This is a genomic window from Aeromonas sp. 2692-1 (assembly GCF_013085505.1).
Taxonomy (GTDB): domain Bacteria; phylum Pseudomonadota; class Gammaproteobacteria; order Enterobacterales; family Aeromonadaceae; genus Aeromonas; species Aeromonas hydrophila.
The window spans coordinates 846303-872038 of sequence record NZ_CP038513.1 but is presented as its reverse complement, the minus strand read 5'-3'; the positions used below and the strand labels follow the sequence as shown (position 1 = coordinate 872038).

The window sequence follows — 25736 nt, the reverse complement described above, 5'->3', positions numbered from 1 at the left end:
TTCCTCCTAATCACAACGGAGAGCACAGATGCAGCTCGAAATTAGCCGTGAGGCCCTGTTACGTCCTCTGCAACTGGTGTCCGGTGCCCTCGGTGGCCGGCCGACCCTGCCAATCCTCGGCAACGTGCTGCTGGATGTCAGCAACGGTCTGCTGTCACTGACCGGGACCGACCTCGAAGTGGAGATGATCGGTCAGGTCTATCTCAACAGCGACAGTCAGGATGGCAGAACCACGGTGCCGGCGCGCAAGCTGCTGGACATCTGCCGCGGTCTGCCGGAGGGGGCGGACATTCGCCTCAATACCGAAGGCGAGCGCCTGATCATCCGTTCCGGCCGTTCCCGTTTCAACCTGTCGACCCTGCCGGCCACCGAATACCCGAACATCGAGGATTGGGAATCCGTGCTCGAGTTCGACATCGGCCAGCTGGAGCTGAAAAAGCTCATCGATGCCACCCAGTTCTCCATGGCCAGCCAGGACGTGCGTTACTACCTGAACGGCATGCTGTTCGAGAGCGAGGGCCACGGGCTGCGTACCGTGGCGACCGACGGCCACCGGCTGGCGACCTGCCGCCGCGAGGTGGTAACGGAATCGCTGCCCGATCATCAGGTCATCCTGCCGCGCAAGGGCGTGCTGGAACTGGTGCGCCTGCTGGAAGCGGAAGACAAGCCGGTGCGGCTGCAGATCGGTCGCAGCAACCTGCGTGCCGCGCTGGATGGCTTTATCTTTACCTCCAAGCTGGTAGATGGCCGCTTCCCGGACTGGCGCCGCGTCATTCCGCGCAACAGCGACAAGGCCCTGATCGCCGGTCGTGAGGATCTGCGCCAGGCCTTTGCCCGTGCCGCCATTCTCTCCAACGAGAAATTCCGTGGGGTGCGTCTCAATCTGCAGGAAAACCTGCTGCGCATCACCGCCAACAACCCGGAACAGGAAGAAGCCGAAGAGCTGCTTGACGTACAATACGAAGCCGGCGAGATGGAGATTGGTTTCAACGTCTCTTATGTGCTGGACGTGCTGAATACGTTAAAATGTGACCAAATCCGGATCAGCCTGAGCGATTCCATCAGCAGCGCCATTATTGAGGATTTTGACAGTCAGGATGCTCAGTACGTGGTAATGCCGATGCGGATCTAGTCGTGTCCCTGGTCAAACTCCAGCTCAGCGACTTTCGCAATATCCAGCAGGCCAGTCTCGCGCTGTCGCCCGGCCTCAATATCCTGGTCGGGTGCAACGGCAGCGGCAAGACCAGCGTGCTGGAAGCCATTCACTACCTCGGTCTCGGTCGCTCCTTTCGTACTCACCTGACCGGGCGGGTCATCCGCCAGGGGGAGAGGGCGTTTACCCTGTTCGCCCAGTGCGAACTGGAAGGGCGCCAGGTGCCCATCGGCCTCGCCAAGGACAAGAGTGGCGAGACCCAGCTCAAGATCGCCGGTGCCCAGGCCCAGCGTCTGGCCGAGCTGGCCGAATTGTTGCCGGTGCAGTTGATCCATCCAGATGGCTTCAATCTGCTCACCGGCGGGCCACAGGCTCGTCGGGCCTGGCTCGACTGGGGTGTTTTTCATCAGGAGCCGACCTTCTTCTCCCTGTGGGGGCGAGTGCGGCGGCTGCTGAAACAGCGCAATGCGCTGCTGCGTCAGAGCAGCCAGTATCGCCAGCTGGCGTACTGGGATCAGGAATTGGTACGGCTGGGTGGTGAATTGGCCGAGTTTCGCGCCAGTTATTGTCAGGCCATTACGCCCCTGATCAAGGAGATGACGGCGGATTTTTTGCCGGAATTCGATATCAGCCTTGGATTCTATCGAGGCTGGGAAAAAGATACCCCGCTCAATGAATTGCTGGAGGCGGGGTTTGAGCGGGATCGGGCGTTGGGTTACACAGGAGTAGGCCCACAGAAGGCCGATGTGCGACTCAAAGCGAACGGCGTCCCCGCTCAGGATATTTTGTCCAGGGGTCAGTTGAAGTTGCTGGTCTGTGCCATGCGACTGGCCCAAGGGCTCTATTTGAATCAACATAGCAGCCGTGGCTGTATTTTTTTAATTGATGATTTTGCCTCTGAACTGGATGTCGACAAGCGCCGGTTGCTGGCCGCAAGGCTGAAGCAGTGTGCGTCCCAGGTATTCATTACCGCCATCGACACCGGTCAGCTCGCAGACATGATGGATGCGAATGACTGCAAGTTGTTCCACGTGGAACAAGGCAAGATCTCCGAAACGTTAGAGAAGGCAGAGAGTAAGCTATGAGTGAAAATACTTACGACTCCTCGAATATCAAGGTACTGAAGGGCCTGGATGCGGTCCGCAAGCGCCCGGGGATGTATATCGGCGATACGGATGATGGCTCGGGTCTGCACCACATGGTGTTCGAGGTCGTCGACAACTCCATTGACGAGGCTCTGGCCGGCTACTGCTCCGATATTCAGGTCAAGATCCATTCCGACGGTTCCGTCTCCGTCCGTGACAACGGTCGTGGTATTCCTGTCGACATCCACCCGGAAGAGGGTCGCTCCGCTGCCGAAGTCATCATGACCGTGCTGCACGCTGGCGGCAAGTTTGACGACAACTCCTACAAGGTCTCCGGTGGTCTGCACGGCGTCGGCGTCTCCGTGGTAAACGCCCTCTCTGACAAGCTGCTGCTGACCATCCGTCGCAACGGCCATGTCTACGAGCAGACCTATCACCTGGGTGAGCCGCAGGCACCGCTCAAGCAGATTGGCGACAGCACCGGCACCGGGACCGAAGTCCGCTTCTGGCCGAGCCCGACCATCTTCAGCGATACCCTGTTCCACTACGAGATCCTGGCCAAGCGCCTGCGCGAGCTCTCCTTCCTCAACTCCGGCGTCTCCATCCGCCTGCTGGATGAGCGTGACGGTCGTGAGGCGCACTTCTGCTACGAAGGCGGTATCAAGGCGTTCGTCGAATACCTGAACCAGAACAAAACCCCGATCCACCCGAAGGTGTTCCACTTCACCACCGAGCAGGATGGCATCGGTGTCGAAGTGGCGATGCAGTGGAACGACGCCTACCAGGAAGGGGTCTACTGCTTCACCAACAACATTCCGCAACGTGATGGTGGTACCCACCTGGTGGGCTTCCGTACCGCGCTGACCCGTACTCTGAACTCCTACATGGACAAAGAGGACTACAGCAAGAAGGCCAAGTCTGCCGCCAGTGGCGACGACGTGCGTGAAGGTCTGATTGCCGTTATCTCCGTCAAGGTGCCGGATCCCAAGTTCTCCTCCCAGACCAAGGACAAGCTAGTCTCTTCCGAAGTGAAGACCGCCGTCGAACAGGCGATGGGTGAGAAGCTGGCCGACTTCCTGCTGGAAAACCCGGGCGATGCCAAGATCGTGGTCAACAAGATCATCGATGCGGCCCGTGCCCGTGAGGCGGCCCGCAAGGCCCGCGAACTGACTCGCCGCAAAGGCGCGCTGGATATCGCCGGTCTGCCCGGCAAGCTGGCCGACTGTCAGGAAAAAGACCCGGCTCTCTCCGAACTCTACATAGTGGAAGGGGACTCTGCTGGCGGTTCCGCCAAGCAGGGTCGCAACCGGAAGAACCAGGCCATCCTGCCGCTCAAGGGCAAGATCCTGAACGTGGAGAAGGCCCGTTTCGACAAGATGATCTCCTCCCAGGAGGTGGGCACCCTGATCACCGCACTGGGCTGCGGCATCGGTCGTGACGAGTACAACCCGGACAAACTGCGTTATCACAACATCATCATCATGACCGATGCGGACGTCGATGGTGCGCACATCCGTACCCTGCTGCTGACCTTCTTCTATCGTCAGATGCCGGAAATCATCGAGCGTGGCTACGTCTACATCGCCCAGCCGCCGCTCTACAAGGTGAAGAAGGGCAAGCAGGAGCAGTATCTGAAAGACGAAGATGCGCTGCTGCAGTACCAGACCGCCATGGCGCTGGATGGTGCGACCCTGCACGTCAACGAGTCTGCCCCGGCCATCGGTGGCGAGGCGCTGGAGCGTCTGGTCAACCAGCATCGCTCGGTGACTCACCTGATCACCCGCATGTCTCGTCGTGCGCCGGAAGCTGTACTGACCCAGCTGATCTATCAGCCGGAGCTGAACGAAGCGCTGCTGAACAGCGAGAGCGATCTGCTGGCCTGGTGTCAGGGTATGGAAGCCGTGCTCAACGAGAGCAACCAGGGCATCCAGTACCAGATGCAGGTTCGCCGCGATGAAGAGCGCCGCCTGTTCGTGCCGCATGCCGTGGTACGACAGCACGGTGTCGACCGCGAATACCCGATCAGCTACGATTTCCTGCAATCCTCCGAGTACCGTCAGCTGGTCTCGCTGGGCAAGGAGATCGCCAACCTGATCGAGGAAGGTGGTTACATCAAGCGTGGCGAGAAGGTGAAGCCGGTCTCTAGCTTCGTCGAAGCGGTCGAGTGGCTGATGGGCGAAGGCAAACGCGGCATCTACATCCAGCGCTATAAAGGCTTGGGCGAGATGAACCCGGACCAGCTGTGGGAAACCACCATGGATCCGGAAGCCCGTCGCATGCTGCGCGTCACCATCGACGACGCCGTCGGTGCTGACCAGCTCTTCTCCACCCTGATGGGTGATGCGGTTGAGCCGCGTCGTGATTTCATCGAGACCAACGCCCTGCGCGTGGCCAACCTCGACGTCTAATTCGGCGCTGTCAGCTCGATATAAAAAAGCCGCTCCCTGTGAGCGGCTTTTTGTTTTCCTGGTGAAGAAGGTGGCACGTTCCACGTGAAACATGGCTCCATCTTGATGGTGCCGGCTCAGCCCAGTTCGGGGGCCGGGCAGTAGAGGCGTAGACGATGGCCATCCGGATCGAGCGCCATGCAGGTGTAGCCAAACTCCATCCGGGTCGGTGCCTGGATCAGGGTGAGCCCGCGTGCCTGCCACTCGGCAGACTGTCTATCGACCGCGGCATCATCGGGGAGGGCGAAGGCCAGCTCCATGGCCCCGGCCGTTTGGGTCACGGCGGGCTCGACCGTGGCGCTGGACCAGAGCGCCAGTCTGGCGCCCGATTCGAACACGAACATGGCAAAGGTGGGGGACTCCTCCACCGGTGGGCGTCCGAACAGCTCGCAATAGAAGAGCGCGCTGCGAGCCGGGTTGGCAACATAGAGGATGGTGAACTGGGGGACTAACATGGTGATGCTCCTTGCTGATGAGATGGCGCATCGGCGCCGACCCCGTCAGCATGGCGCTGCCTGCTGTCAGTTTCTGTCAGCAATGAATCTGGGCTGCGGGATCTGCTGGCTGTCACGCCACTCCTTGAGCAGCCGCTCCCGATTGCCCGGATAAGATTCCGCCTCCAGCCGCATCGCGCTGATCCTGTCTACCCGAAAGTGGCGAAAGTCCTGGCGCAGCTCGCACCAGGCCACCAGTACCCGCACCTGGTCGAAGTAGCCGAGGGCACAGGGCCAGACGGTGCGCTCCGAACTATCCTCCTTGAGATCCCGATAGCTCAGGCTCACCTTGCGCTGCTGGCGGATGGCGCTGCGCAGCGGAGCCTCATCGACGGGGCTGTCACCGCGAGAGGTGCCGATCAGCAGGGCATTGGCATGCAGCTGTTGGCGATAGTCAGCGGGTAGCACGGCCTCTATCTTGGCCAGCGCGCTGCTGGCGGCGGTACTGAGGGCATGGTCGGCATGGGCCGCGACCCAGCGTGAGCCCAGCACCAGCGCATCCAGCTCCTCTTCGCTGAACATCAGCGGCGGCAGCATGAAGCCGGGGCGCAGCACATAGCCGATGCCCGCTTCCCCCTCGATGTGGGCGCCCTGTGCCTGCAGGGTAGCAATATCCCGATAGAGGGTGCGTAGGCTGATGCCAAGCTGGCTGGCCAGCTCGCTGCCGGTGATGGCGTAGCGGTGGCCGCGCAGCAGTTGCAGCAGGGCTAGCAGGCGTTCGGAACGGGACATGATGTGGCTCCTCAAGATCTCTGCTCAGGGTGCCATGTTGTGACTGGGGGAGAAAGTTGAATGTGGAAAAGGCCTGCAACGGGCGGCGAGAAGATTTTTCGATCAGGGCCCTTGAAAGCCGAAAGCGGGCCCCTATATAGATAACAAGGCCGGAACGCTCGACAGAGGTTTCGACCAGGCGCCCGTCCATCAGGAGGGCAAACAATCAGTTATCGCTCAAAAGAGGATAATACTATGCGTTCTATCGACTTTTCTCCGCTCTATCGTTCTGCCATCGGTTTCGATCGTCTGGCCAATCTCATCGAATCTGCGGCCAGCAATGGCAATGCCGGTTATCCCCCCTACAACATCGAGCAGCTGGGTGACAGCGACTACCGCATCAGCATGGCGGTGGCGGGCTTTACCCAGGAGGAGCTGGAGCTGAGCTTCCAGGAAAATCTGCTGACGGTGAAGGGCAACAAGCAGGCCGATACCGAGCGCAACTACCTCTACCAAGGCATAGCCGAACGCGGTTTCGAGCGTCGCTTCCAGCTGGCTGACTATGTGCGGGTGAAGGGTGCCGATCTGAAAAACGGTCTGCTGCACATCGACCTGGTGCGCGAAGTGCCCGAGGCGATGAAGCCCCGCAAGATCGAGATCAACGGCTGATAGCCTGACCACATTGAATTGTTGACGTTTCCCGGGTGCCGATGACGGGCCCGTGGAGAAGTAAAACCTGTTGCTTATAGAAGGATAGGATTATGCGTAACCTCGATTTTTCTCATCTCTATTCCAACGCCGTCGGCTTCGAGCGGATGGCCCGTGAGCTGGAAGGCCTGTTCGAGCAGAAGACCGCCGCTTACCCCCCGTACAATATCGAAAAGCGCGATCACGATGGCTATCGCATCACGGTTGCGGTGGCTGGCTTCGAGCGCGAAGAGCTGGAGCTGGAGACCGAAAACGGCACCCTCAAGGTGAAGGGGCGCAAGGCCGCCGCCGATGAACGCCAGTTCCTCCATCAGGGGATCGCCGAGCGCGACTTCGAGCTCGCCTTCAAGCTGAGCCAGCATGTGGAAGTGCAGGGCGCCAAGCTGGAGCATGGGTTGCTGACCATCGATCTGGCGCGTGAGCTGCCAGAGGCGCTCAAGCCCCGTGCCATCCCGATCGGCAAGCCAGAGCAGCTGGCACTGCCCGGTTAAGCCAACCGGCGCGCGATAAACAAGAGAGGCCTGCATGTGCAGGCCTCTCTGTTTTTGTATTGCCGAACTGGCTTAGCCGGCGTAGAGGGCGTTGATCTCGTCGGCCAGGATGGCTATGCCGCGCCGTACCAGCTCCTCGCTCTGGGAGTAGTTGAGGCGGATGCACTCCTGGCTGTGACGCCACTCCGGGTCGTCGATGCCGGGGAAGAAGTAGTGGCCCGGCACGATCAGCAGGTTCTTCGCCTTCAATCGCTCGTACAGCTCCTGACAGTGGATCGGCAGGCCCTCGAACCAGAGCCAGAGGAAGAGGGCGCCTTCCGGCTTGTGGATGTGGAAGCGGGGATCCGGGATCGCCTCGCGCAGCAGTTGCACCGCCAGCTCCGCCTTCTGCCGATAGAAGGGTTTCACCACCTGTTCGCTGAGGGCGATGATCTCGCCGCTCTCGATCATCGGAATGGTGATGGCAGGGCCCAGACTGCCCGGTGCCAGATTGATGATGCCGCTCAGGTTGGTGATGGCCTGAATGATCTTCTCGTCGGCGATGACGATGCCGCAGCGAGTGCCCGGCAGGCCGAGCTTGGAGAGGCTCATGCAGAGGATGGTATTGGCGTTCCAGAACGGCTTGGCTTCGCTGAAGATGATGCCCGGGAAGGGTACGCCGTAGGCGTTGTTGATCAGCAGCGGAATGCCTTTATCGCGGGCAATCTGATCAAGGTGCTCGATCTCTTCGTCGGTCAGCACGTTGCCGGTGGGGTTGGTGGGGCGGGAGACGCAGATCACCCCGATGTCATCACCCACCTGCAGGCTCTCGAAGTCCACGTGGTACTTGAACTGGCCGTCGGCCAGCTTCTCTATGGTGGGCTTGTAGGCCACGAAGTAGTCGTCCGCCAGTGCCGAGTCGGCATAGCCGATGTACTCGGGGGCGAGCGGGAACAGCACCTTCTTCTTGCGGCCATCGGCAAATTCGCCCGCCAGCAGGTTGAACAGATAGAAGAAGGCATTCTGGCTGCCGTTGGTCAGGGCGATGTTGCGGGCGGAGATCTCCCAGCCCAGCTCTTTGCTGAGCAGGGCCGCCAGCGCCTTGGTGAACCTGTCCTTGCCCTGGGGGCCATCGTAGTTGGCCATCGCCTTCACCAACTCGCCGTTGTCGAGCAGGCTCTTGGCCTCGGCCTGAAAGCGTTCCAGCATGGCGGGGATGGGGGCCGGGTTGCCGCCACCCAGCATGATGGCGTCCGGATTGGTCAGCCCCTGATTAAGGTCATCCATGAGTTGGGTAATACCGGCATGGCGAGTGAACTTCTCGCCGAACAAGGAAAATTCCATTCGGTGACAGATCCAGAGTCAGTTACGGGGGAGCTAGCACCATAGCTCAGTTTAAAAGCGGGTGTCGATCAAAAAAATGGGACGTTCCACGTGGAACAGCAGACAAAAATTAAGCGTGGTGAAAATGACCACTTGTTGGTTCAATCCTGACTATAGGATGTTTTCCAACTGACGCCAGTTTCCATCTAAAAAATATTAATTTAAACAAAATCATGTCGTTATAGATGTGGCACAACAATTGGAATAGCTATCTGGTCATCTCAACCACACCGGAGCACACCAGATGAAAATCCTGATCGCAACCTTGATTGCCAGCAGCCTGAGCCTGAACGTCATGGCCGACGAGTACCCCAGACCCGAACTGGACAGCGCCAAGCTGGCGCAGGAGATAGCGGCCCAGCAGCAGCAGGCCTCCCATGCTATGGTGGATGAGGCGATCCACAACCTCAAGCCGCTGGCGCTGGAGACCCTGGTGGTGGAGGCAAGCTCGGCCGATGCGACTCACCCCGAGAGCTGAGATAGCGCAGCGGGGTCTGCCCCGTGTGCTGTCTGAAGAAGCTGATGAAGGCGCTGTCGCTGGCGAACTCCAGCGTGGCCGCTACCCGGCTGATGGGTTCGGCTTCGGCCAGCAGTTCCAGCGCCCGCAACAGTCGCCACTGCTGGCGCCAGGCCTGGTAGCTCATGCCGGTCTCTCGCATGAAGATACGACCTATGGTCTTGTCACTGGCACCCACCCGTTCGGCCAGCCGGTTGAGCCGATCGGGCAGGGTGTCGCCCCGCTTCACTTCCTGCAGCCAGCCGGCCAGACGCGAGTCTGACGGCAGCGGCAACTCCCAGGATTCCCGCGGCGCTTGCGCCAGCTCCTCCTGCAACAACGCCTGCGTGCAATGCTGCTCCGCTGCCGGCTTGTCCCACGGCCAGATCGCCATCCGCTCTATGATCTCCCGCAGCAGCGGGTTGACCTCCAGCACCGCCATCTCGGTCGGCAAGCCGGGCTCCGGCTGAAAGTAGAGGGAGCGATACGCCACCACCCCGCGCATCAGCACCCGATGGGGCAGGCCTGCCGGCAACCAGGCCGCCCGCGTCGGCGGCAGCAGGCAGACCTGATCGTCCAGCTCTATGGTCATGCAGCCGGCCTGGGCGAACAGTAGCTGATGGCGCCTGTGTTGATGACGGCCTGAGTCGTGCCAGCCGAGGGCGGAGGCGATCCCGATGGCGCTGCCGTCGTGCTGATCCGGGTCAAAAGGGTGATCGGGAAGAATAAAGGCCATGTGTCCGATTATTGATGTTTATAGTCCTGCTTATTGTAATCGGACAATCGGCATCACTCTAGAATGACGGCCTCTTGTGAAGGAGGTTTGTCATGAACAACAAGTTGCCACCGCTCTGGCTGGTGGTCGGATTGATGATGTTTCCGCAGATAGTGGAGACCATCTACAGCCCGGTGCTGACCCATATCGCCAGCCAATTTCGGGTGAGCGAGGGGCAGGCATCTCAGACCCTGTCGGTCTATTTTCTGGCGTTTGCGGCGGGCGTGGTCTGCTGGGGCAGACTGTGCGATCTGGTCGGGCGGCGTCCCGCCATGCTTGCGGGGCTGATGACCTATGGCGCCGGCACTCTGCTGGCTTTACTGGCCACTCAATTTGAAATCCTGTTGCTGGCCAGGGTCATCGCGGCCTTCGGCGCCGCCGTGGGCTCAGTGGTGACCCAGACCATGCTGCGCGACAGCTATCAGGGCAGCGATCTGGCACGGGTCTTTTCGGTGATGGGCATCGCGCTCTCCCTCAGTCCGGTGCTGGGGCTGGTGAGCGGCGGCCAGCTGGCGAGCGGGTTCGGCTATCTGGGGGTATTCAGCGCCCTGCTGGCGTTGGCAGTCGGATTGCTGCTGGTCACTTGCTGGCAACTGCCGGAAACCCGGCCGGCCATCACCCAGCGGGTGGCACTCTGGCCGCTGGCACAACGGATGGTGCGTGATGCGGCCTTGTGGCGCAGCGCCGCACTGGTGGCGCTGTTCAACACCATGCTGTTTGGCTACTACAGCCTGGCGCCCTTCCTGTTTGCCGGGCTGGGGTTGAGCGCGGGTGAGTTTGGTTACTCCGGCATCTTGCTAGCGCTGGCGACCCTGGGGGGCAGCCTGCTCAACAAGCGCCTGCTGGGGCGTGGCTGGTCGCCTGCCTCGCTGATCCGGCTCGCCGCCGCGTTGGCGCTGGGTGCCGGTTGGCTGGTGTGGGTCAGTCAGGCTTCGCTCTGGTTCCTGTTGCCCATGATGGGGGTGGTGGTGGCGTTCGGGCTGGCGATCCCCAATGTGCTGAGCCAGGCGCTGCTGGCCTATCGGGAGGTGGCAGGCAGTGCCGGTGCCCTGTTCGGGCTGGCCTACTACCTGTTGCTCAGCCTGGGGCTGGCGGTTGCAGCCAGCTTGCAGGATCTCGGTCTGCTGCTCGGTAGTTGCGGTCTGTTGGCACTCTGCTGTGGTTGGCGTCGTTCCACGTGAAACATCAGCTGCCAATAAAGCGGTAGCCGATACCGGACTCAGTTTCGATCAGCGTGGGTTGCTGGGAATGTTGCCGCCCAGCTTCTTGCTGCAACATCAGCTGCCGATAAAACGGTAGCCGATGCCGGATTCGGTCTCGATCAGCGTGGGTTGCTGGGGGTTATCTCCCAGCTTCTTGCGCAGGCTGGCGATGACGATGCGCAGGTAGTGGGTGTCTTCCTTGTGGCTCGGTCCCCAGATGTCGTTGAGCAGCTGGGTCTGCAGCACCAGCTTGCCGGGGTGGCACACCAGTGCCTGCAGCAGGGCGAACTCCTTGCGGGAGAGGGGCACCTCTTCCTCGCCCAGAGTGACCCTGTGGCTGCTGCTGTCCAGGGTCAGCCCGCACTGGGGGAAGTGGCGCAGCTCGCCGCTACTGACCCCGGCCCGCTGGCGCAGCAGCGCCCGAATGCGGGCCATCATCTCGCCGATGCCGAACGGCTTGCTCATGTAGTCGTTGGCCCCGGCATCCAGCAAGCGCACCTTCTCCTGTTCAGAGTCCCGTGCCGACAGCACCAGTACCGGGTGCTGATGGTGCTCGCGAATGGCCTGCAACACCTGGATGCCGTCTCCGTCCGGCAGGCCCAGATCCAGGATCACCAGATCGGGATTGAGGTGGCGATACTGCGCCAGCCCCTCGTTGACGCCGACCGCCTCGCTCACCTGATGCCCCTCGGCGATCAGGCTGATCCGCAAAAAACGGCGGATGGCCGCCTCGTCGTCGATGACCAGTATGTGAGCCATTCAGCCTCCAGCTGGATAGAGTAAAAAGGTTCAGGCCGCGGCTGCATTGAGCGCCAGCGGCAGGGAGATGCGCATGCAGGTGCCGTTGCCGTTGGGGCCTGAAAATGCCCAGATGCGGCCGCCGTGGGCCTCTATCATAGCGCGGGAAATGGCGAGGCCAAGCCCGGTGCCGCGGCTGCCGCAGTCGCCGACCGGCTGGGTGTAGAACAGATTGAAGATCTTGTCCCGATCCGACTCGGCGATGCCGACCCCGATGTCGATGATGTCGAGGATGAGATCGGGGTCTGCCAGCATTACCTTGAACTCGATGGGGGTGCCGGCCGGCGAGTAGCGGGAGGCGTTGTCGAGAATGTTGACCAGCACCTGCTCGATCAGGGCGCCGTGCACATAGAGGCGGGGGATCTGCTGATCGAAGTGCACCAGCAGCTTGTGCTGGCGCCAGGAGGAGTCGAGCCGACGGCGGGCGTTCTCCACCAGATCCGCCAGGTCGACCCAGTCCCGTTTCAGCTGGAAATCCGGCGAGCCGATGCGGGTCATGTCCAGCAGGTTCTGCACATAACTGTGCAGGCGGCGCGCCTCGTCCTGCACCGAGTGCAGCAGCTCGCTGCGATCTTCACTGCTGATCCGGTCACCATATTCCAGCAGGGTGCTGCCGGCCCCCATGATGGTGGCCAGCGGCGTCTTCAGATCGTGCGAAACCGAGGAGAGCAGGGCGGCGCGCATCCGGTCGGTCTCTGCCTGCAGCTGGCTGTCGGCCAGCCGTTCGTTGAGATCGATCCGGGCCAGCGCGGCGCGGATATCGGTGAGCAGGGCCTGCAGCTGATGCTCGGCCGAGGAGGCGAGCGGATTGGCCAGCACTATCCCCAGCACCAGTTCATCGCTGAGGTGGTGGTACTGAGCTTCCGCCGCGTTGAGGGTGGCGGTGTGGGCGCCGGCGCTCTGCTTCTGGGCCAGACACCAGTCGATGGCCGCCTTGTCGGTCTGCCCCGGCTTGTGCTGGGTCGAGCCGGCCCTGTGCTGGTAGTGCTGATCGAGGGCGAACACCGGCTGGCCCAGCGCCAGCGAGATGGCCTGGGATCCCTGTCTGAGCACCTCTTCCGGGCTGCTGGCGGTGGCCAGCCCCTGGCTCAGCGACAGCAGGGCGTTGCCCAGCTGCTGGGTCTCGCGCAGGCCGATCAGCTGTTGGCGTTGACGGGAGGCGAGCCGCCCGGCCGTGATGCCGACGATCAGCAGCACGAACAGGGTGAGCAGATCGCTGTGGCTGGCCACGCTCAAAGAGAAGTAGGGGGCGGTGAACAGCAGATTGTGGCCGACGAAGCCCAGCACGGCGGCCAGGATGGCGGGCATCAGGCTGGTGGTGAGCGCGGTGGCCAGCACCCCCAGCACGAACAGCATGGGCAGGGAGGCGGGCGGCAGCCAGTGAGAGAGGCCCCAGACGGCGGCCGAGGTGGTCCCCATGATGGCCACTGCCAGCAGGCTCTGGCGAATGTCCTTGGGGTGGAGCGGCTGCAAGCCCAGGCTGGGCTTGCGCTTCTCGGTATCCACCAGCGTGATCTCGAGCCCCTGCGCCTGCTTGAGCAGGTGTTGCACCAGCGAGCGACGCCAGGGGGCCTTGTGGGGTTTGCCCAGCAGCAGTTGCGACACCTGCTGCTGCTCGGCGGTCTCCAGCAGGGTGTCGGCCACCGCCGGACTGGAGAGGGTCAGCACCTTGGCCCCCAGCTGGGAAGCGAGCGCCAGCGCCTGTTCCAGCTCGACCGAGCGCTGCCCCTTGCTGTCGATGTGCACTACCAGCCAGGGCAGCTGGCGGCGCTGGGCGAAGCGGTGGCCGTAGCGCACCAGGGCGGCGCCGTGCTGATCGCCGAGGCAGACCATCAGCTTGCCCCGTAGCGGCAGTGTGGTCTTGCCGGCCGCCTGCCACTGCAGTTGCAGATCCCCCTCCACGTGGCTGGCGGCGGTCTGCATCGCCAGCTCGCGCAGGGCGGTCAGGTTGTTGAGGGAGAAGAAGGACTGCAGGGCTGCTTTTGCCTGATGGGGCACATAGACCTTGCCCTCCTTGAGGCGGCCGAGCAGCTCCTTGGGGGGGAGGTCTATCAACACCAGGCTGTCGGCCTCCAGCAGCACCTGATCCGGCAGGGTCTCCTTGACCCTGACCCCGGTCAGCTGCCACACCAGATCGTTGAGGCTCTCCAGGTGTTGCACGTTGAGGGTGGTGTAGACATCGATGCCGGCGCCGAGCAGCTCCTCCACATCCTGCCAGCGCTTCTCGTGGCGGCTGCCGGGGGCGTTGCTGTGGGCCAGCTCGTCCACCACGGCGATGGCGGGCTTGCGGGCCAGCAGGCCGTCCAGATCCATCTCCTCCAGTCGCTGCTGGCGGTGCAGGTGCAGCTTGCGCGGCTGGATGGCGAGCTTGTCGAGCAGGGCCAGGGTCTCCTGGCGGCCGTGGGTCTCCACCACCCCGATCAGGATGTCGACTCCCTCCCTAGCCTGCTCCCGCACCGCCTGCAGCATGGCGTAGGTCTTGCCGACGCCGGGGGCGGCACCGAGAAACACCTTCAGCTTGCCCCTGTGCTCCTGTTCCAGGCTCGCCAGCAGGGCGTCCGCCCTCACCTCATCACGCATCCCCGTGCTCCCGTTGCATCGGCCGAACCGCGGCCGTGACCTCATTGCTCATGCTTGTCCCCGTGTCGAAAGGGAGCCTGTCCCGAACGGCAAGGAGCGCCCTCAGGCGCCCTTTTGATGATCGAGTTGCAGGTTCAACTGGAGAATGTTGACCACCTGCGGGCCAAGGATACCAGCTTGTGCCGCCGACTTGACCTGCTCCGTCAATTGAACGGGATCCAGCCCGCGTTGCCCGGCGACCCGCTCTACCTGGGCCAGCGCTGCAGCGAGCGGCAGATGGGGATCGAGGCCGGAGGCGGAGCGGGTCAGCAGGGCGGGGACCCTGGCTTCTGGCTGAGCCCTGACCGCGGCGGCGGCAAACTCGGCCCGCAGCGGCGAGCTCATCCCCAGGTTGCTGGCGCCTCCGCCTATGGTGGCGAAGTCGCTGGCGGAGGGGCGGGAGTGGAAGTAGTCGGCCCGCTCGAACTTCTGTGCCAGGAGGGCGCTGCCGACCACCTGCTGTTTGGCGTTGGTGAGCAGGCTGCCGTTGGCCTGCCAGGGGAAGAGCAACTGGGCCAGCCCGGTGACGGCCAGCGGATACGCCACCCCCAGCAGCAGGGTCAGGGTCAGCAGGGTTCTGATTGCTATCATGATTTTCTTGCTCCAAATACGTTGGTTGGATGCGGGTCTGCCCCGCATCCGGTAATGCCGTTACACCAGCCCCAGGCCGGTGATGACCAGGTCGATCAACTTGATGCCTATGAACGGCACTATCAGGCCGCCGACGCCGTAGATCAGCAGGTTGCGGCGCAGCAGGCTGGCGGCCGAGCCCTGCAGGCTGACCCCGCGCAGGGCCAGCGGCACCAGCGCGACGATGATCAGGGCGTTGAAGATGATGGCCGACAGGATGGCACTCTCGGGGCTGCCCAGCTGCATCAGGTTCAGCACCCCCAGCTGTGGATAGGCGGCGATGAACAGGGCCGGCAGGATGGCGAAGTACTTGGCCACGTCGTTGGCGATGGAGAAGGTGGTCAGGGCGCCACGGGTCACCAGCAGCTGCTTGCCCACCAGCACTACGTCCAGCAGCTTGGTGGGGTTGGAGTCGAGATCCACCAGGTTGCCCGCCTCCTTGGCGGCCTGGGTCCCCTCGTTCATGGCCAGGCCCACGTCGGCCTGGGCCAGCGCCGGTGCGTCGTTAGCGCCGTCCCCGCACATGGCCACCAGCCGGCCGTCGGCCTGCTCCTGACGGATGTAGGCCAGCTTCTTCTCCGGCGTCGCCTCGGCGATGAAGTCGTCCACCCCGGCCTCGGCGGCGATGGCGGCGGCGGTCAGCGGGTTGTCACCGGTGATCATCACGGTGCGGATCCCCATGTGGCGCAGGATCTGGAAGCGTGCCTTGATGCCCGGTTTGATGATGTCCTTGAGGAACACCACTCCCAGCAGCTTCTCGTGGGTACAGACCAGCAGCGGGGTGCCGCCCTGGCGGGCGATGTTGTCCACCGATTTGAGGATGAGCTCGGGCACCGCCTTGCGATCGAGCGAGAGGTAGCGCAGCACCGCGTCCACCGCCCCCTTGCGATAGTGATGGCCGTTGCGATCCAGCCCGCTCAGCCGGGTCTCGGCGCTGAAGGGGATGATGATGTCGCTCTCCAGCTGGCTCGGTTTGGTGTGGCTCTTGCCCGCCAGGGTCAGGATGGATTTGCCCTCCGGCGTATTGTCGCCGAGCGAGGCCAGCATGGCGGCCTGGGCCAGCAGGGAGGGGTCCACGCCGGGGGCCGGGATCAGCTCGTCCGCCATCCGGTTGCCGAAGGTGATGGTGCCGGTCTTGTCCAGCAGCAGGGTACGCACGTCGCCGGCGGCCTCCACCGCCCGGCCCGACTTGGCGATCACGTTGAGCTTCACCAGCCGGTCCATGCCGGCGATGCCGATGGCGGAGAGCAGACCGCCGATGGTGGTCGGGATCAGGGTGATGAACAGCGCCAGCAGATAGAGCCGGGGCACCTGGGTGCCGTTGTAGTCGAGGAACCAGGGCAGGGTAGCCACCACCAGCAGGAAGATCAGGGTCAGCCCCACCAGCAGGGCGTCCAGCGCCATCTCGTTGGGGGTCTTCTGCCGCTTGGCCCCTTCCACCAGGGCAATCATCCGATCCAGCGTGCTTTCGCCCGGGTTGTTGCTGATGTGCACCCAGATCTGGTCGGAGACGACGGTGGTGTTGCCGGTCACGCCGCTGCGGTCGGTGCCAGACTCGCGGATGACGGGGGCGGACTCACCGGTGATGGCCGCCTCGTTGACCGAGGCGATGCCGGCGACCACTTCGCCGTCGGCCGGGATCATCTCGCCGCTGCGCACCAGCACCAGATCGCCCTTGAGCAGGCTGGTGGCCGGTACCCACTCGCCTTTGTCATCCTGCGGGCTGGTGACCCGACGAGCCTTGAGCTGGCTCATGCCGGCCTTCAGGCTGTCGGCCCGCGCTTTGCCGCGCCCCTCGGCCAGGGTCTCGGCGAAGTTGGCAAACCAGAGGGTGAGCCAGAGCCAGGCGGTCAGCTGCCAGGCCAGCGAAGGGGCGACGCCGGAGAGCGGCTGCCCCAGCAGCGACTCCAGGGTCGCCATCACGGCCGCCAGCCAGAGGGTGAACAGGATGGGGCTGCCAAACAGCGCCCTGGGGTTGAAGCGATAGAGGGCTTCCACCATGGCCTGCAGGATCTGTGATTTCTGTTTCTTGCCCTTCACCTGAACGGTGTCGGTGCTCATTGAAGCGGACTTGCTCATTGGAAAGCTCCCTGCATCGAATAGTTGGTCACGCAGATCAGTCGGAGGTGCAGCATCAGAAGGCACCTCCCAGCAGGCTCAGGTGTTCCGCCACCGGGCCCAGCGCCAGCACCGGCAGGAAGGAGAGACCCCCCATCAGCAGCACGGTGACGATCAGCAGGGTGATGAAGAGCGGGCCGCTGACGGGGAAGTCCCCCTCGCTTCGCTCCTGGCGCGGGGCGCGGGCCAGCTGGCCGGCGATGGCCAGCACCGGGATGATGTAGCCGAAGCGGCCGAGCAGCATGGCCAGCCCGATGGCGATGCACTGCCAGCTGTCGGCGGCGGCAAAGCCGGCGAAGGCGGAGCCGTTGTTGCCGGCGGCCGAGGCGTAGGCATAGATCAGCCGGGACAGGCCGTGGGGGCCGTCGTGACCGATGACGGTGGCGGAGTTCGGCATCAGCAGGGTAATGCCGCCGATCACCAATACCCCGACCGGCATCACCAGCATGCTGGCGACCACCCACTTCATCTCGGTGATGCCGAGCCGTTTGCCCAGATAGGTGGGGGTACGCCCCACCATCAGGCCGCACAGGAACACGGTCAGCAGCACGAACAGCATCATGCCGTAGATACCGGCACCGACGCCGCCGAACACCACTTCACCCAGCAGCATGTTGATCATGGCGACCATGCCGGCGAGCGGGGCGAAGCTGTCGTGCATGGCGTTGACCGAGCCGTTGGAGGCGGCGGTGGTGGCCACTTCCCAGATGCTGGAGAGCACGGGGCCGAAGCGGCTCTCCTTGCCTTCCCAGTTACCGGCTTCGCTGGTGAGGTGGGCGAGGGCGGGATCCGGTTTCAGCTCCTGGCTGATGGCGAGGCAGAGCCCCAGCACCAGCATGATGGTCATGGCGATGAGGATGGCGCGGCTGTGGGCCAGATCCTTCACGTAGCGCCCCAGGGTGCAAACCATGGCGGCGGCCAGCGTCAGCAGGGCGACCATCTCCAGCCAGTTGGAGAGGGCGGTCGGGTTTTCAAACGGATGAGCCGAGTTGATGCCGAAGAAGCCACCACCGTTGGAGCCGAGCTGCTTGATGGCGATCTGGGAGGCGGCCGGGCCGAGCGGCAGCAGCTGCTCCTGGCCTTCCAGCCCGTGGAACGGCAGGTAGGCAGACAGGCTCTGGGGCACACCCTGCCAGACCAGCAGCAGCGCCAGGATCAGCGCCATCGGCAGCAGCACGTAGAGACAGAAACGCACCAGATCCTGCCAGAAGTTGCCCAGGTGGGTGGTCTGCTGGCGGGAGATGCCGCGAAACAGGGCGATGGCGACGGCAGCGCCGGTGGCGGCGGAGACGAAGTTCTGGGTGGTGAGCCCCACCATCTGGCTGAAGTAGGAGAGGCTGGCTTCACCGGAGTAGGCCTGCCAGTTGGTGTTGGTCATGAAGCTGACCGCGGTGTTGAAGGCGAGTTGCCAGTTCAGCCCGGGCAGCTGCTGCGGGTTGAGGGGCAGCAGCCCTTGTGCCAGCAGGATCAGGAATAGCAGGCCGAAGCCGGCGCCGTTGAAGGCCAGCAGGCTGAGGGCGTAGGACTTCCAGTCCTGCTCGCGCCCGTCCGTGCCGCAGCAGGCCAGGGTGGCGCGCTCAAGCGGGGCCAGCCAGCGACTCTTGCCTTCAAACACCCGATATAGGTAGTTGCCAAGCAGAGGCGCCGGCAGCAGCACCAGCAGCACGAACGCGACGGGATAGATGATCTCTTGCCACATATCCGGTTCCTCACTCATGGGTGCGCGCGAGGGCGCGCAGCAGATAACCCGCGAGGGCGAGGACCAGCAGCAGATATAGCCAATTCATAACGACTCCGTTGAGGTAATTAGCGTCAGGGATCGATGCATATCCGTGTCGATCCCATAGGTCTCATTGACGCTGAAAGGGTATGTAAAACGGGCGTAAAGGCGCCATAAAGCCCGATTTGGCTGGCGTAAAATCGGCGTAAAAAGGAGGGGATTGGCAGAGGGATGGGTGGGTCGCGATCAAAAAACCCGGCCTGAGCCGGGTTTGGTAGCAATTGACTGAGACTGGTCTGAGAGTGACAGGCCAGTTTCAAACATGCTTATCGCATGGTCACAAACTCTTCCGCACTGGTCGGATGGATGGCAACGCAGTTGTCGAAGTCCACCTTGGTGGCGCCCATCTTCATGGCGACGCCGAAGCCTTGCAGGATCTCGTCCATGGCGAAGCCGATGCCGTGCAGGCCGACCACCTTCTCTTCCGGCCCGACGCAGACCAGTTTCATCCGGGTGGGCTGGCGATGCTGGGTCAGCGCCGAATACATGGCGGTGAACTGGCTGCGGTAGACCTTCACCTGATCTTCACCGTATTCGGCGACGGCTTCCGGTTCGGTCAGGCCTATGGTGCCGATGGGCGGGTGGCTGAACACCACGGTCGGCACCAGATCGTAGTTGAGGTGCTCGTTGGGTTTGTTGTTGAACAGCCGCTCCGAGAGGCGGCGGCCCGCCGCGACAGCCACCGGGGTGAGCTGGATGCGGCCGGTGTTGTCACCGACGGCATAGACGTTGGCGACGGCGGTGTTCTGGAACTTGTCGGTCGGGATAAAGCCCTTCTCGTCCAACTCGATGCCGGCGGCAGCCAGATTGAGGTTGTCGGTGGCCGGGACGCGGCCGATGGCCCAGATCAGGCAGTCGACGGTGAGGTGGCGACCATCTTCCAGCTGCAGAGTCAGGCTCTCATCGGCGTTCTTGACCACGGCTTTTGGAATGGCGTGGGTGTGCAGCTTGGGCCCTTCCTGCGCCATGATTTCGACCAGAGTCTCGTGGATCATGGGGTCGAAGTTGCGCAGCGGCGCGTGTTTGCGCACCACCAGATGGGTCTCGGAGCCGAGCGCCTGCATTACCCCGGCGATCTCCACCGCGATGTAGCCGGCCCCTACCACGGCGACCCGCTTGGGCTGGCTCTGCAGCTCGAAGAAGCCGTCGGAGTCGATGCCCAGCTCGGCACCCGGGATGGCCGGCACTTCAGGACGGCCGCCGGTGGCGATCAGGATGTGATCGGCGCTGTACTGCTCGCCATTCACTTCGATGGTGTTGCTGCTGACGAAGCGGGCGAAGCCCTTGATGACGGTGATCTGGTTCTTGCCCAGCACGTTCTGATAGGACTGATGAATGCGGCCGATGTAGGCCTGGCGGGACTCGACCAGCTTGGCCCAGTTGAAGTGGTTGAGGGTGGTGTCGAAGCCGTAGTCGGCGCCATATTTCAGGGCATCGGCGATCTGGCCGGCATACCACATGGCCTTCTTCGGCACGCAGCCGACGTTGACGCAGGTTCCACCCAACTCTTTGGCTTCAATCAGGGCAACTTTCTTACCGTACATGGCAGCCCGGTTGGCCGAGGCGATGCCGCCGCTGCCGCCGCCGATGGCGATATAGTCAAAATGCTGTGCCATTGCGAGGTTCTCCGCTCATTAAGAATGCAATCACAGCATGATGGGGATAAAGCGGCTGGCTCACAAGAGCCAGCGTTCAGTTATGTTGGATCGGCAGGCGAATATGGAACTGGGCGCCGTTGTCCGGCTCGCTGACGCAGTTGATGCGACCGCGCAGCAGCTGCACCACCAGGTTGTAGATGATGTGGGTACCGAGCCCGCTGCCGCCCTGGCCACGCTTGGAGGTGACGAAGGGGTCGAAGATGCGCGGCAAGATCTCGGGCGGGATGCCGCGGCCATTGTCGCTGTAGTCGATCAGCAGCTCTTCACCCTGCTGTTCCACCTTGATGGTGATCTTCTTGGGTTTGTCCCAGTTGTCGAAGCCGTGGTTGATGGAGTTGAGGATCAGGTTCGAATAGATCTGGGTGAAGCTGCCGGGGAAGGAGAAGATCGACAGCTTGGGATCGCACTGGATATCCACCTCGCACTGGGCCTTCTTCAGCTTGTGGCCGAGGGAGACCACCACCTGGTGCAGGTTGTCGGCGAGGCTGAAGTTGTAGCGTGCCTCGGACGACTGATCCACCGCCACCTGCTTGAAGCTGGCGATGAGCTCCGAAGCGCGGCGCAGGTTGCCCTGCAGCAGTTGCATGGATTCGTCGAGGTTGACGGTAAATTCGGTGAGATAGGAGCGCGACAGCTGCTTGGAGTCGATGTGCTGCTTGAAGTCGGCCACCCGCTCCTGCAGGTAGGAAGAGGCAGTCACGCTGATGCCGATGGGGGTGTTGATCTCGTGGGCCACGCCGGCCACCAGCGAACCGAGGGAGGCCATCTTCTCCGACTCCACTAGGGTCTGCTGAGCCTGTTTCAGGTCATCGTAGGCCTTGCCCAGCTGGTCGTTGGCATCGCTCAGGCTGCGGGTACGCTCCACCACCTTGCCCTCCAGCTGTTCGTTGAGCTGGATGATCTCCCGCTCCACCTTCTTGAGGCGGGTGATGTCGTAGCCGAAGCCGATCAGATACTTGAGGTTGGGCCCCTCGTAGAAGGGGGCGAAGGTCCACTGCAACACCAGCTCGTGGCCCTGCTGGTCATGCATGATGACCTCTTTGTCCTCGATGGAGCCGTGATCGGCCAGGGTGGCCGCCAGCTCGTCGCGCTGGGCCTTGCTGACGAACAGATCCAGCCAGTTGTGCTGCAGTATCTCCTGCTGGTGGTAGCCGGTCAGCAGAATGGCTGCCGGGTTGATGCTGGCGATGTTGAGGTCCGGCTCCATGCAGCAGATGACCATGTTGGCCGAGTTGATCAGGGTGGCGGAGAAGTCACGCTCCTGTTGCAGCTGCTCGGCGGCCTGATGGCGCGCCGCAAATTCGTCGTTCAGGCGGGTACGCATCTGGTTGAGGGTGGCAACCAGGGTGTCGAGTTCGTCGGGTTTCTTGCGGGGCAGGGGGCGCCCCTCCAGGGTCAGCTCGATGGCCAGCCGGTCCAGATTGAACTTCTGGGCATAGTTGGCGATGCGGTTGAGGTGCCGCACCACCAGGTAGTAGATGATGATCAGGATGCAGAACGAGACCACCAGGGTCTTGATGGTCTGGCTGACCATGATCAGCACCGATTTCTCGATGAGGCGCTGGTAGATCTGCTCAAGGGAGGCGGCGACGAACAGCTTGCCTACCACCTCGCCCTGATAGGTGAGGTTGAACTCGCGGGAGATGTCGTAGCTTTCCCGCTCCACCCCCTGGGTCAGCAGCGGCACTTCCGAGTTGCCGAGCATCTCCTTCACCATCACGAACTGCATGTTGGGCAGGTTCATGATGCCTTCGATCTGTACCTTGACCTGCTCTTCGTCCAGGTTCCACAGGCTGGCGGCGATGGGCTGGAGGAAGGACGCCTCGATCTGGCCGATGCTGTCCTCGATCACGGCCACGTCCTTGCGGTAATCCCAGGCAAGCTGCAACACCGTAATGATCATCGCCAATACGGTACTGCACACCAGAATGTAGGAGAGCAGGCGGTATGAGAGTCCGTTACGGCCGACGGCCTTAGCGGTCTTGGAGAAGAGTCCTGACATGGCGTCCTTGCGGTCTGGATATATTGCCATTTAGTTTAACTGCTTCATGCACTTATGTCGTGTTTCGTTAGCGTGATAAAAACAAGGCCCCGAAACGGGGCCTTGTTGATTAGAAACGGTTTTTAATGACTCCCTTTCGCCTTGGGCGGAATGGATTCGTCAAACACCGGCAGCGGTTTGTGTTCGGAGGCCAGGTAGGTGTAGATCACCGGCAGCACGAACAGGGTGAACAGGGTGCCGATGGCGAGACCGGCCACGATCACGATGCCGATGCTGAAGCGCTGGGCTGCCCCGGCGCCCGTTGCATAGAGCAGCGGGATGAGACCGGCGATCATGGCGGCGGTGGTCATCAGGATGGGGCGCAGACGCACCTTGGCGGCGGCCATCACGGCTTCCATCCGGTTGCGACCGTGCAGCAGCTGCTCCTCCTTGGCCACCTCGCAGATCAGGATACCGTGCTTGGTAATCAGGCCGACCAGGGTGATCAGACCCACCTGGGAGTAGATGTTCATGGTGGCGGCACCCCAGGCCAGCGCGATCAGTGCGCCACTGATGGCCAGCGGTACGGAGACCATGATCACCAGCGGGTCACGGGCCGACTCGAACTGGATCGCCAGCACCAGGAAGATGATGGCCAGCGCCAGGGCGAAGGTGGCGTACAGGGCGCTGCCTTCGGTCACGAACTGGCGGGCTTCACCCATATAGTCGTAACGGTAACCCTGCGGCAGCTTCTCGCTGGCGGTGGCATCCAGCCAGGCGATGGCGTTGCCCATGGTGGTGCCCGGCATCAGCACGGCACCTATGGTGGCCGAGTTGAGCTGGTTGAAGTGGGGCAGGGCGCGTGGCTCGCCGACTACCTCGATGCTGATCAGGCTGCCGAGCGGGATGGACTGGCCATCGGCTGCCCGCACGTAGTAGCCCTTGATCGACTCGGGGTTGAGGCGGTATTTGCGCTCGACCTGCGGGATCACCTCGTAGGAGCGGCCATCCAGGTCGATCCGGTTGACGTAACCGTCCGACATCATGGTGCCCAGGGTGATGCCGATGTCTTGCATGGTGATGCCGTAGGCACCCGCCTTGTCCTTGTCGATCTTGATCTTCATGGTGGCGGAGTCGTACTGCAGGTCCAGCTCGGAGTAGACGAAGCGTCCGCTCCCCTGGGCTGCGGTCAGGATCTCGCTCGCCACCTGATAGAGGCTCTCGAAGTTGTTCGGCGTGGTGATGACGAACTGGATCGGCAGGCCGCTCGAGGCACCCGGCAATTCCGGGAACTGGAAGGTGGTGATGGACATGCCGGGCACGTTCTCGACCAGCTTGCCAACCCGCTCCAGCACCTCTTTCTGGCTCGCTTCACGCTGGCTCCACGGTACCATGGAGGCGATACCGAACGCCTGGTTGGCGTTGAACACCCCGGAGAAGACCTGGGAGAAGGCCACTTCCGGCTGTTCGTCCAGCACCTTGTTCACCTGCTCCATGGTGCCCTGGATGTAGTCCAGGTTGACGTTGGAGGGGGCGGTACCCAGCACGGCCATGACGCCCTTGTCTTCGTTCGGTGCCAGTTCGCTCGGAATGAACTTGAACAGCATTGGCAGGCTGGCGAAGACGATGACGGCGAACAGCACCACCACGATGCGCTTCTGCATCACTGCGTGCAGCATGGCATCGTAGCGGACCGTCATGCGGTCGAGCAGGTGATGCACCTTGCTCTCGAACTTGCCAGGCTCCTCGTTGGCCTTGAGCATCTTGGCGCACATCATGGGCGACAGGGTCAGCGCTATGATGCCCGACACGAACACGGCGCCGGCCAGGGTGAGGGCAAACTCTTTGAACAGGGAGCCGGTGATGCCCCCCATCAGGGCGATCGGTGCATACACGGCGGCCAGGGTGACCGTCATGGCGATGACCGGCACGGCGATTTCACGGGTACCTATGATGGCGGCCCGGAACGGTTCTTCCCCCTCCTTGACGTGGCGATCCACGTTCTCCAGTACCACGATGGCGTCATCCACCACCAGACCGATGGCCAGCACCATGGCCAGCAGGGTCATCAGGTTGATGGAGAAGCCGAACATCTGCATCACCATCACCACCCCGATCAGGCTGAGGGGAATGGTGATAATCGGGATGATGACCGCCCGGAACGAACCAAGGAACAGGGTGATCACCACCAGCACGATGGCGGCTGCCTCGGCGATGGTCTTGATAACCTCGCTGATCGACTCGTTGATGGCTACGGTCGAGTCATAGAGGACGTTGGCCTCCATGGTGCTCGGCATGTTGCTCTTCAGGCTCGGCAGCATCTCCAGCACGTCGTGGGCGATGTTGATCGGGTTGGCGGTCGGCGCCGCGTTGATGGCCAGTACCACGGCCTCGCGGCCGTTGGCGGTGGCGCGATAGGTGTCGTGGCTCTTCTCCAGGCTGACCTTGGCGATGTCGGCCAGACGGATCACCTTGCTGTCACGGGTGGCCACCACCAGGCGCTCGAGCTCCTCGGTGGTGTTGACCTGGGTCTCGGCATTGCCGTTGTAGAGGGTGAAGTAGCCGGTGGCCTGACCGGTGGCGGACTGATAGTTGTTGCTGTTGAGCACGCTCATCACGTCCGCGGCGGTCAGGTTGAACGCCGCCATCTTGGCCGGATCCAGCCACACCCGCAGGGCGTACTTGGTACCACCGTACATGTCGACCTTGGAGACGCCGCCGACGGTGAAGAGCTGGGGCTTGATGACCCGCTCCAGGTAGTCGGTGATCTGGCTGGCGTTGAGCTCGGGGCTGGTGAAGCCGATGTAGAGCACCGCCGTAGTCGAGCCGGTCGACATGGTCACCGAGGGATCTTCCGACTCCTTCGGCAACTGGGAACGTACCGAGTTGACCTTGGCCAGAATGTCGGACAGGGCCGCATTCGGGTTGGTGTTGAGCTTCATGTAGGCGGTGATGGTCGAGCTGCCGAGCTGGGTGGACGACGTCATGAAGTCGATGTTGTCCGCCTGGGCGATGGCCTGTTCCAGCGGCTGGGTGATGAAGCCCTGGATCAGGTCGGCACTCGCGCCATAGTAGCTGGTGCTGACCGTGACGACCGTGTTGGTCATCTCGGGGTATTCCCGCACCTGCATCTTGAACACGGCCTGGACACCCAGCAACGCGATCAGAAAGCTGATCGAGATGGCCAGGATGGGCCGCTTGATGAATATATCGGTAAAGCGCATCTGT

At 62.5% G+C, this 25736-nt stretch carries 19 protein-coding genes; 7 read left to right on the top strand and 12 right to left on the bottom strand.

Going from position 1 to position 25736, the window contains the following annotated elements:
• Positions 1-28 precede the first annotated feature (28 nt).
• From dnaN to gyrB, 3 genes are read left to right on the top strand one after another with little or no spacing between them, the layout of a single operon-like run.
• Entirely contained in the window at positions 29-1132 is a 1104-nt protein-coding gene (dnaN, locus tag E5E97_RS04290; protein WP_011704048.1) for a DNA polymerase III subunit beta, read from the top strand.
• A 2-nt stretch (positions 1133-1134) separates the two neighbouring features.
• A complete protein-coding gene (gene recF, locus E5E97_RS04285; protein WP_017410490.1) occupies positions 1135-2238 on the top strand; it encodes a DNA replication/repair protein RecF in 1104 nt (367 codons plus the stop codon).
• Complete coding sequence (gene gyrB, locus E5E97_RS04280; RefSeq protein WP_171279909.1) at positions 2235-4646, top strand: DNA topoisomerase (ATP-hydrolyzing) subunit B; 2412 nt, start codon at positions 2235-2237, stop codon at positions 4644-4646. The genes recF and gyrB overlap by 4 nt, the downstream gene beginning before the upstream one ends.
• Before the next feature lie 116 nt (positions 4647-4762).
• Here the strand turns inward: gyrB and E5E97_RS04275 are convergent, their stop codons facing one another.
• Both E5E97_RS04275 and E5E97_RS04270 read right to left on the bottom strand, forming a co-directional pair.
• A complete protein-coding gene (locus E5E97_RS04275) occupies positions 4763-5140 on the bottom strand; it encodes a VOC family protein (protein WP_118880065.1) in 378 nt (125 codons plus the stop codon).
• A 66-nt stretch (positions 5141-5206) separates the two neighbouring features.
• Positions 5207-5911, bottom strand: coding sequence for a YafY family protein (locus E5E97_RS04270; protein ID WP_118880066.1), 705 nt, complete (start codon positions 5909-5911; stop codon positions 5207-5209).
• A gap of 234 nt (positions 5912-6145) precedes the next feature.
• On the opposite strand from E5E97_RS04270, the gene E5E97_RS04265 reads away from it, so the two are divergent.
• Together E5E97_RS04265 and E5E97_RS04260 are read left to right on the top strand one after the other, a co-directional pair.
• Positions 6146-6559, top strand: a complete 414-nt coding sequence (locus tag E5E97_RS04265; RefSeq protein ID WP_010635612.1) for an Hsp20 family protein — start codon at positions 6146-6148, stop codon at positions 6557-6559.
• A 92-nt stretch (positions 6560-6651) separates the two neighbouring features.
• Entirely contained in the window at positions 6652-7089 is a 438-nt protein-coding gene (locus E5E97_RS04260) for an Hsp20 family protein (RefSeq protein ID WP_016348873.1), read from the top strand.
• Positions 7090-7161: 72 nt separating this feature from the next.
• Here E5E97_RS04260 and E5E97_RS04255 read toward each other — a convergent pair whose 3' ends face one another.
• The gene (locus E5E97_RS04255; RefSeq protein WP_171279908.1) at positions 7162-8412 is read right to left on the bottom strand and encodes a valine--pyruvate transaminase; all 1251 of its coding nucleotides are present in this window, start codon (positions 8410-8412) and stop codon (positions 7162-7164) included.
• 283 nt (positions 8413-8695) lie between these two features.
• Here E5E97_RS04255 and E5E97_RS04250 point away from each other — a divergent pair, with 283 nt between their 5' ends.
• The gene (locus E5E97_RS04250) at positions 8696-8929 is read left to right on the top strand and encodes a hypothetical protein (protein ID WP_171279907.1); all 234 of its coding nucleotides are present in this window, start codon (positions 8696-8698) and stop codon (positions 8927-8929) included.
• Here the strand turns inward: E5E97_RS04250 and E5E97_RS04245 are convergent.
• Complete coding sequence (locus E5E97_RS04245) at positions 8859-9683, bottom strand: helix-turn-helix domain-containing protein (protein ID WP_118880068.1); 825 nt, start codon at positions 9681-9683, stop codon at positions 8859-8861. The genes E5E97_RS04250 and E5E97_RS04245 overlap by 71 nt on opposite strands.
• Positions 9684-9775: 92 nt before the next feature.
• Here E5E97_RS04245 and E5E97_RS04240 point away from each other — a divergent pair, with 92 nt between their 5' ends.
• Complete coding sequence (locus E5E97_RS04240) at positions 9776-10903, top strand: multidrug effflux MFS transporter (protein ID WP_118880069.1); 1128 nt, start codon at positions 9776-9778, stop codon at positions 10901-10903.
• A gap of 96 nt (positions 10904-10999) precedes the next feature.
• On the opposite strand, the gene E5E97_RS04235 is transcribed toward E5E97_RS04240, so the two are convergent.
• From E5E97_RS04235 to E5E97_RS04200, 8 genes are all read right to left on the bottom strand, one after another.
• Complete coding sequence (locus E5E97_RS04235) at positions 11000-11683, bottom strand: response regulator (RefSeq protein ID WP_118880070.1); 684 nt, start codon at positions 11681-11683, stop codon at positions 11000-11002.
• Between the two features lie 30 nt (positions 11684-11713).
• Positions 11714-14302 carry a sensor histidine kinase KdpD gene (locus tag E5E97_RS04230; RefSeq protein ID WP_118880071.1) on the bottom strand — a complete coding sequence of 863 codons (2589 nt, stop codon included), beginning with the start codon at positions 14300-14302 and terminating at the stop codon, positions 11714-11716.
• A gap of 102 nt (positions 14303-14404) precedes the next feature.
• Positions 14405-14932, bottom strand: coding sequence for a potassium-transporting ATPase subunit C (locus E5E97_RS04225; RefSeq protein WP_118880072.1), 528 nt, complete (start codon positions 14930-14932; stop codon positions 14405-14407).
• A gap of 60 nt (positions 14933-14992) precedes the next feature.
• A complete protein-coding gene (gene kdpB / locus E5E97_RS04220) occupies positions 14993-17050 on the bottom strand; it encodes a potassium-transporting ATPase subunit KdpB (protein ID WP_118880073.1) in 2058 nt (685 codons plus the stop codon).
• Positions 17051-17105: 55 nt separating this feature from the next.
• Complete coding sequence (gene kdpA / locus E5E97_RS04215; protein WP_171279906.1) at positions 17106-18788, bottom strand: potassium-transporting ATPase subunit KdpA; 1683 nt, start codon at positions 18786-18788, stop codon at positions 17106-17108.
• Between the two features lie 347 nt (positions 18789-19135).
• Entirely contained in the window at positions 19136-20485 is a 1350-nt protein-coding gene (gorA, locus tag E5E97_RS04210) for a glutathione-disulfide reductase (RefSeq protein WP_171279905.1), read from the bottom strand.
• 76 nt (positions 20486-20561) lie between these two features.
• Complete coding sequence (locus E5E97_RS04205) at positions 20562-22529, bottom strand: ATP-binding protein (RefSeq protein WP_171279904.1); 1968 nt, start codon at positions 22527-22529, stop codon at positions 20562-20564.
• A gap of 122 nt (positions 22530-22651) precedes the next feature.
• Positions 22652-25732 (bottom strand): multidrug efflux RND transporter permease subunit, encoded by a 3081-nt coding sequence (locus tag E5E97_RS04200; protein WP_016348885.1) that lies wholly within the window; start codon positions 25730-25732, stop codon positions 22652-22654.
• Positions 25733-25736: the final 4 nt, after the last annotated feature.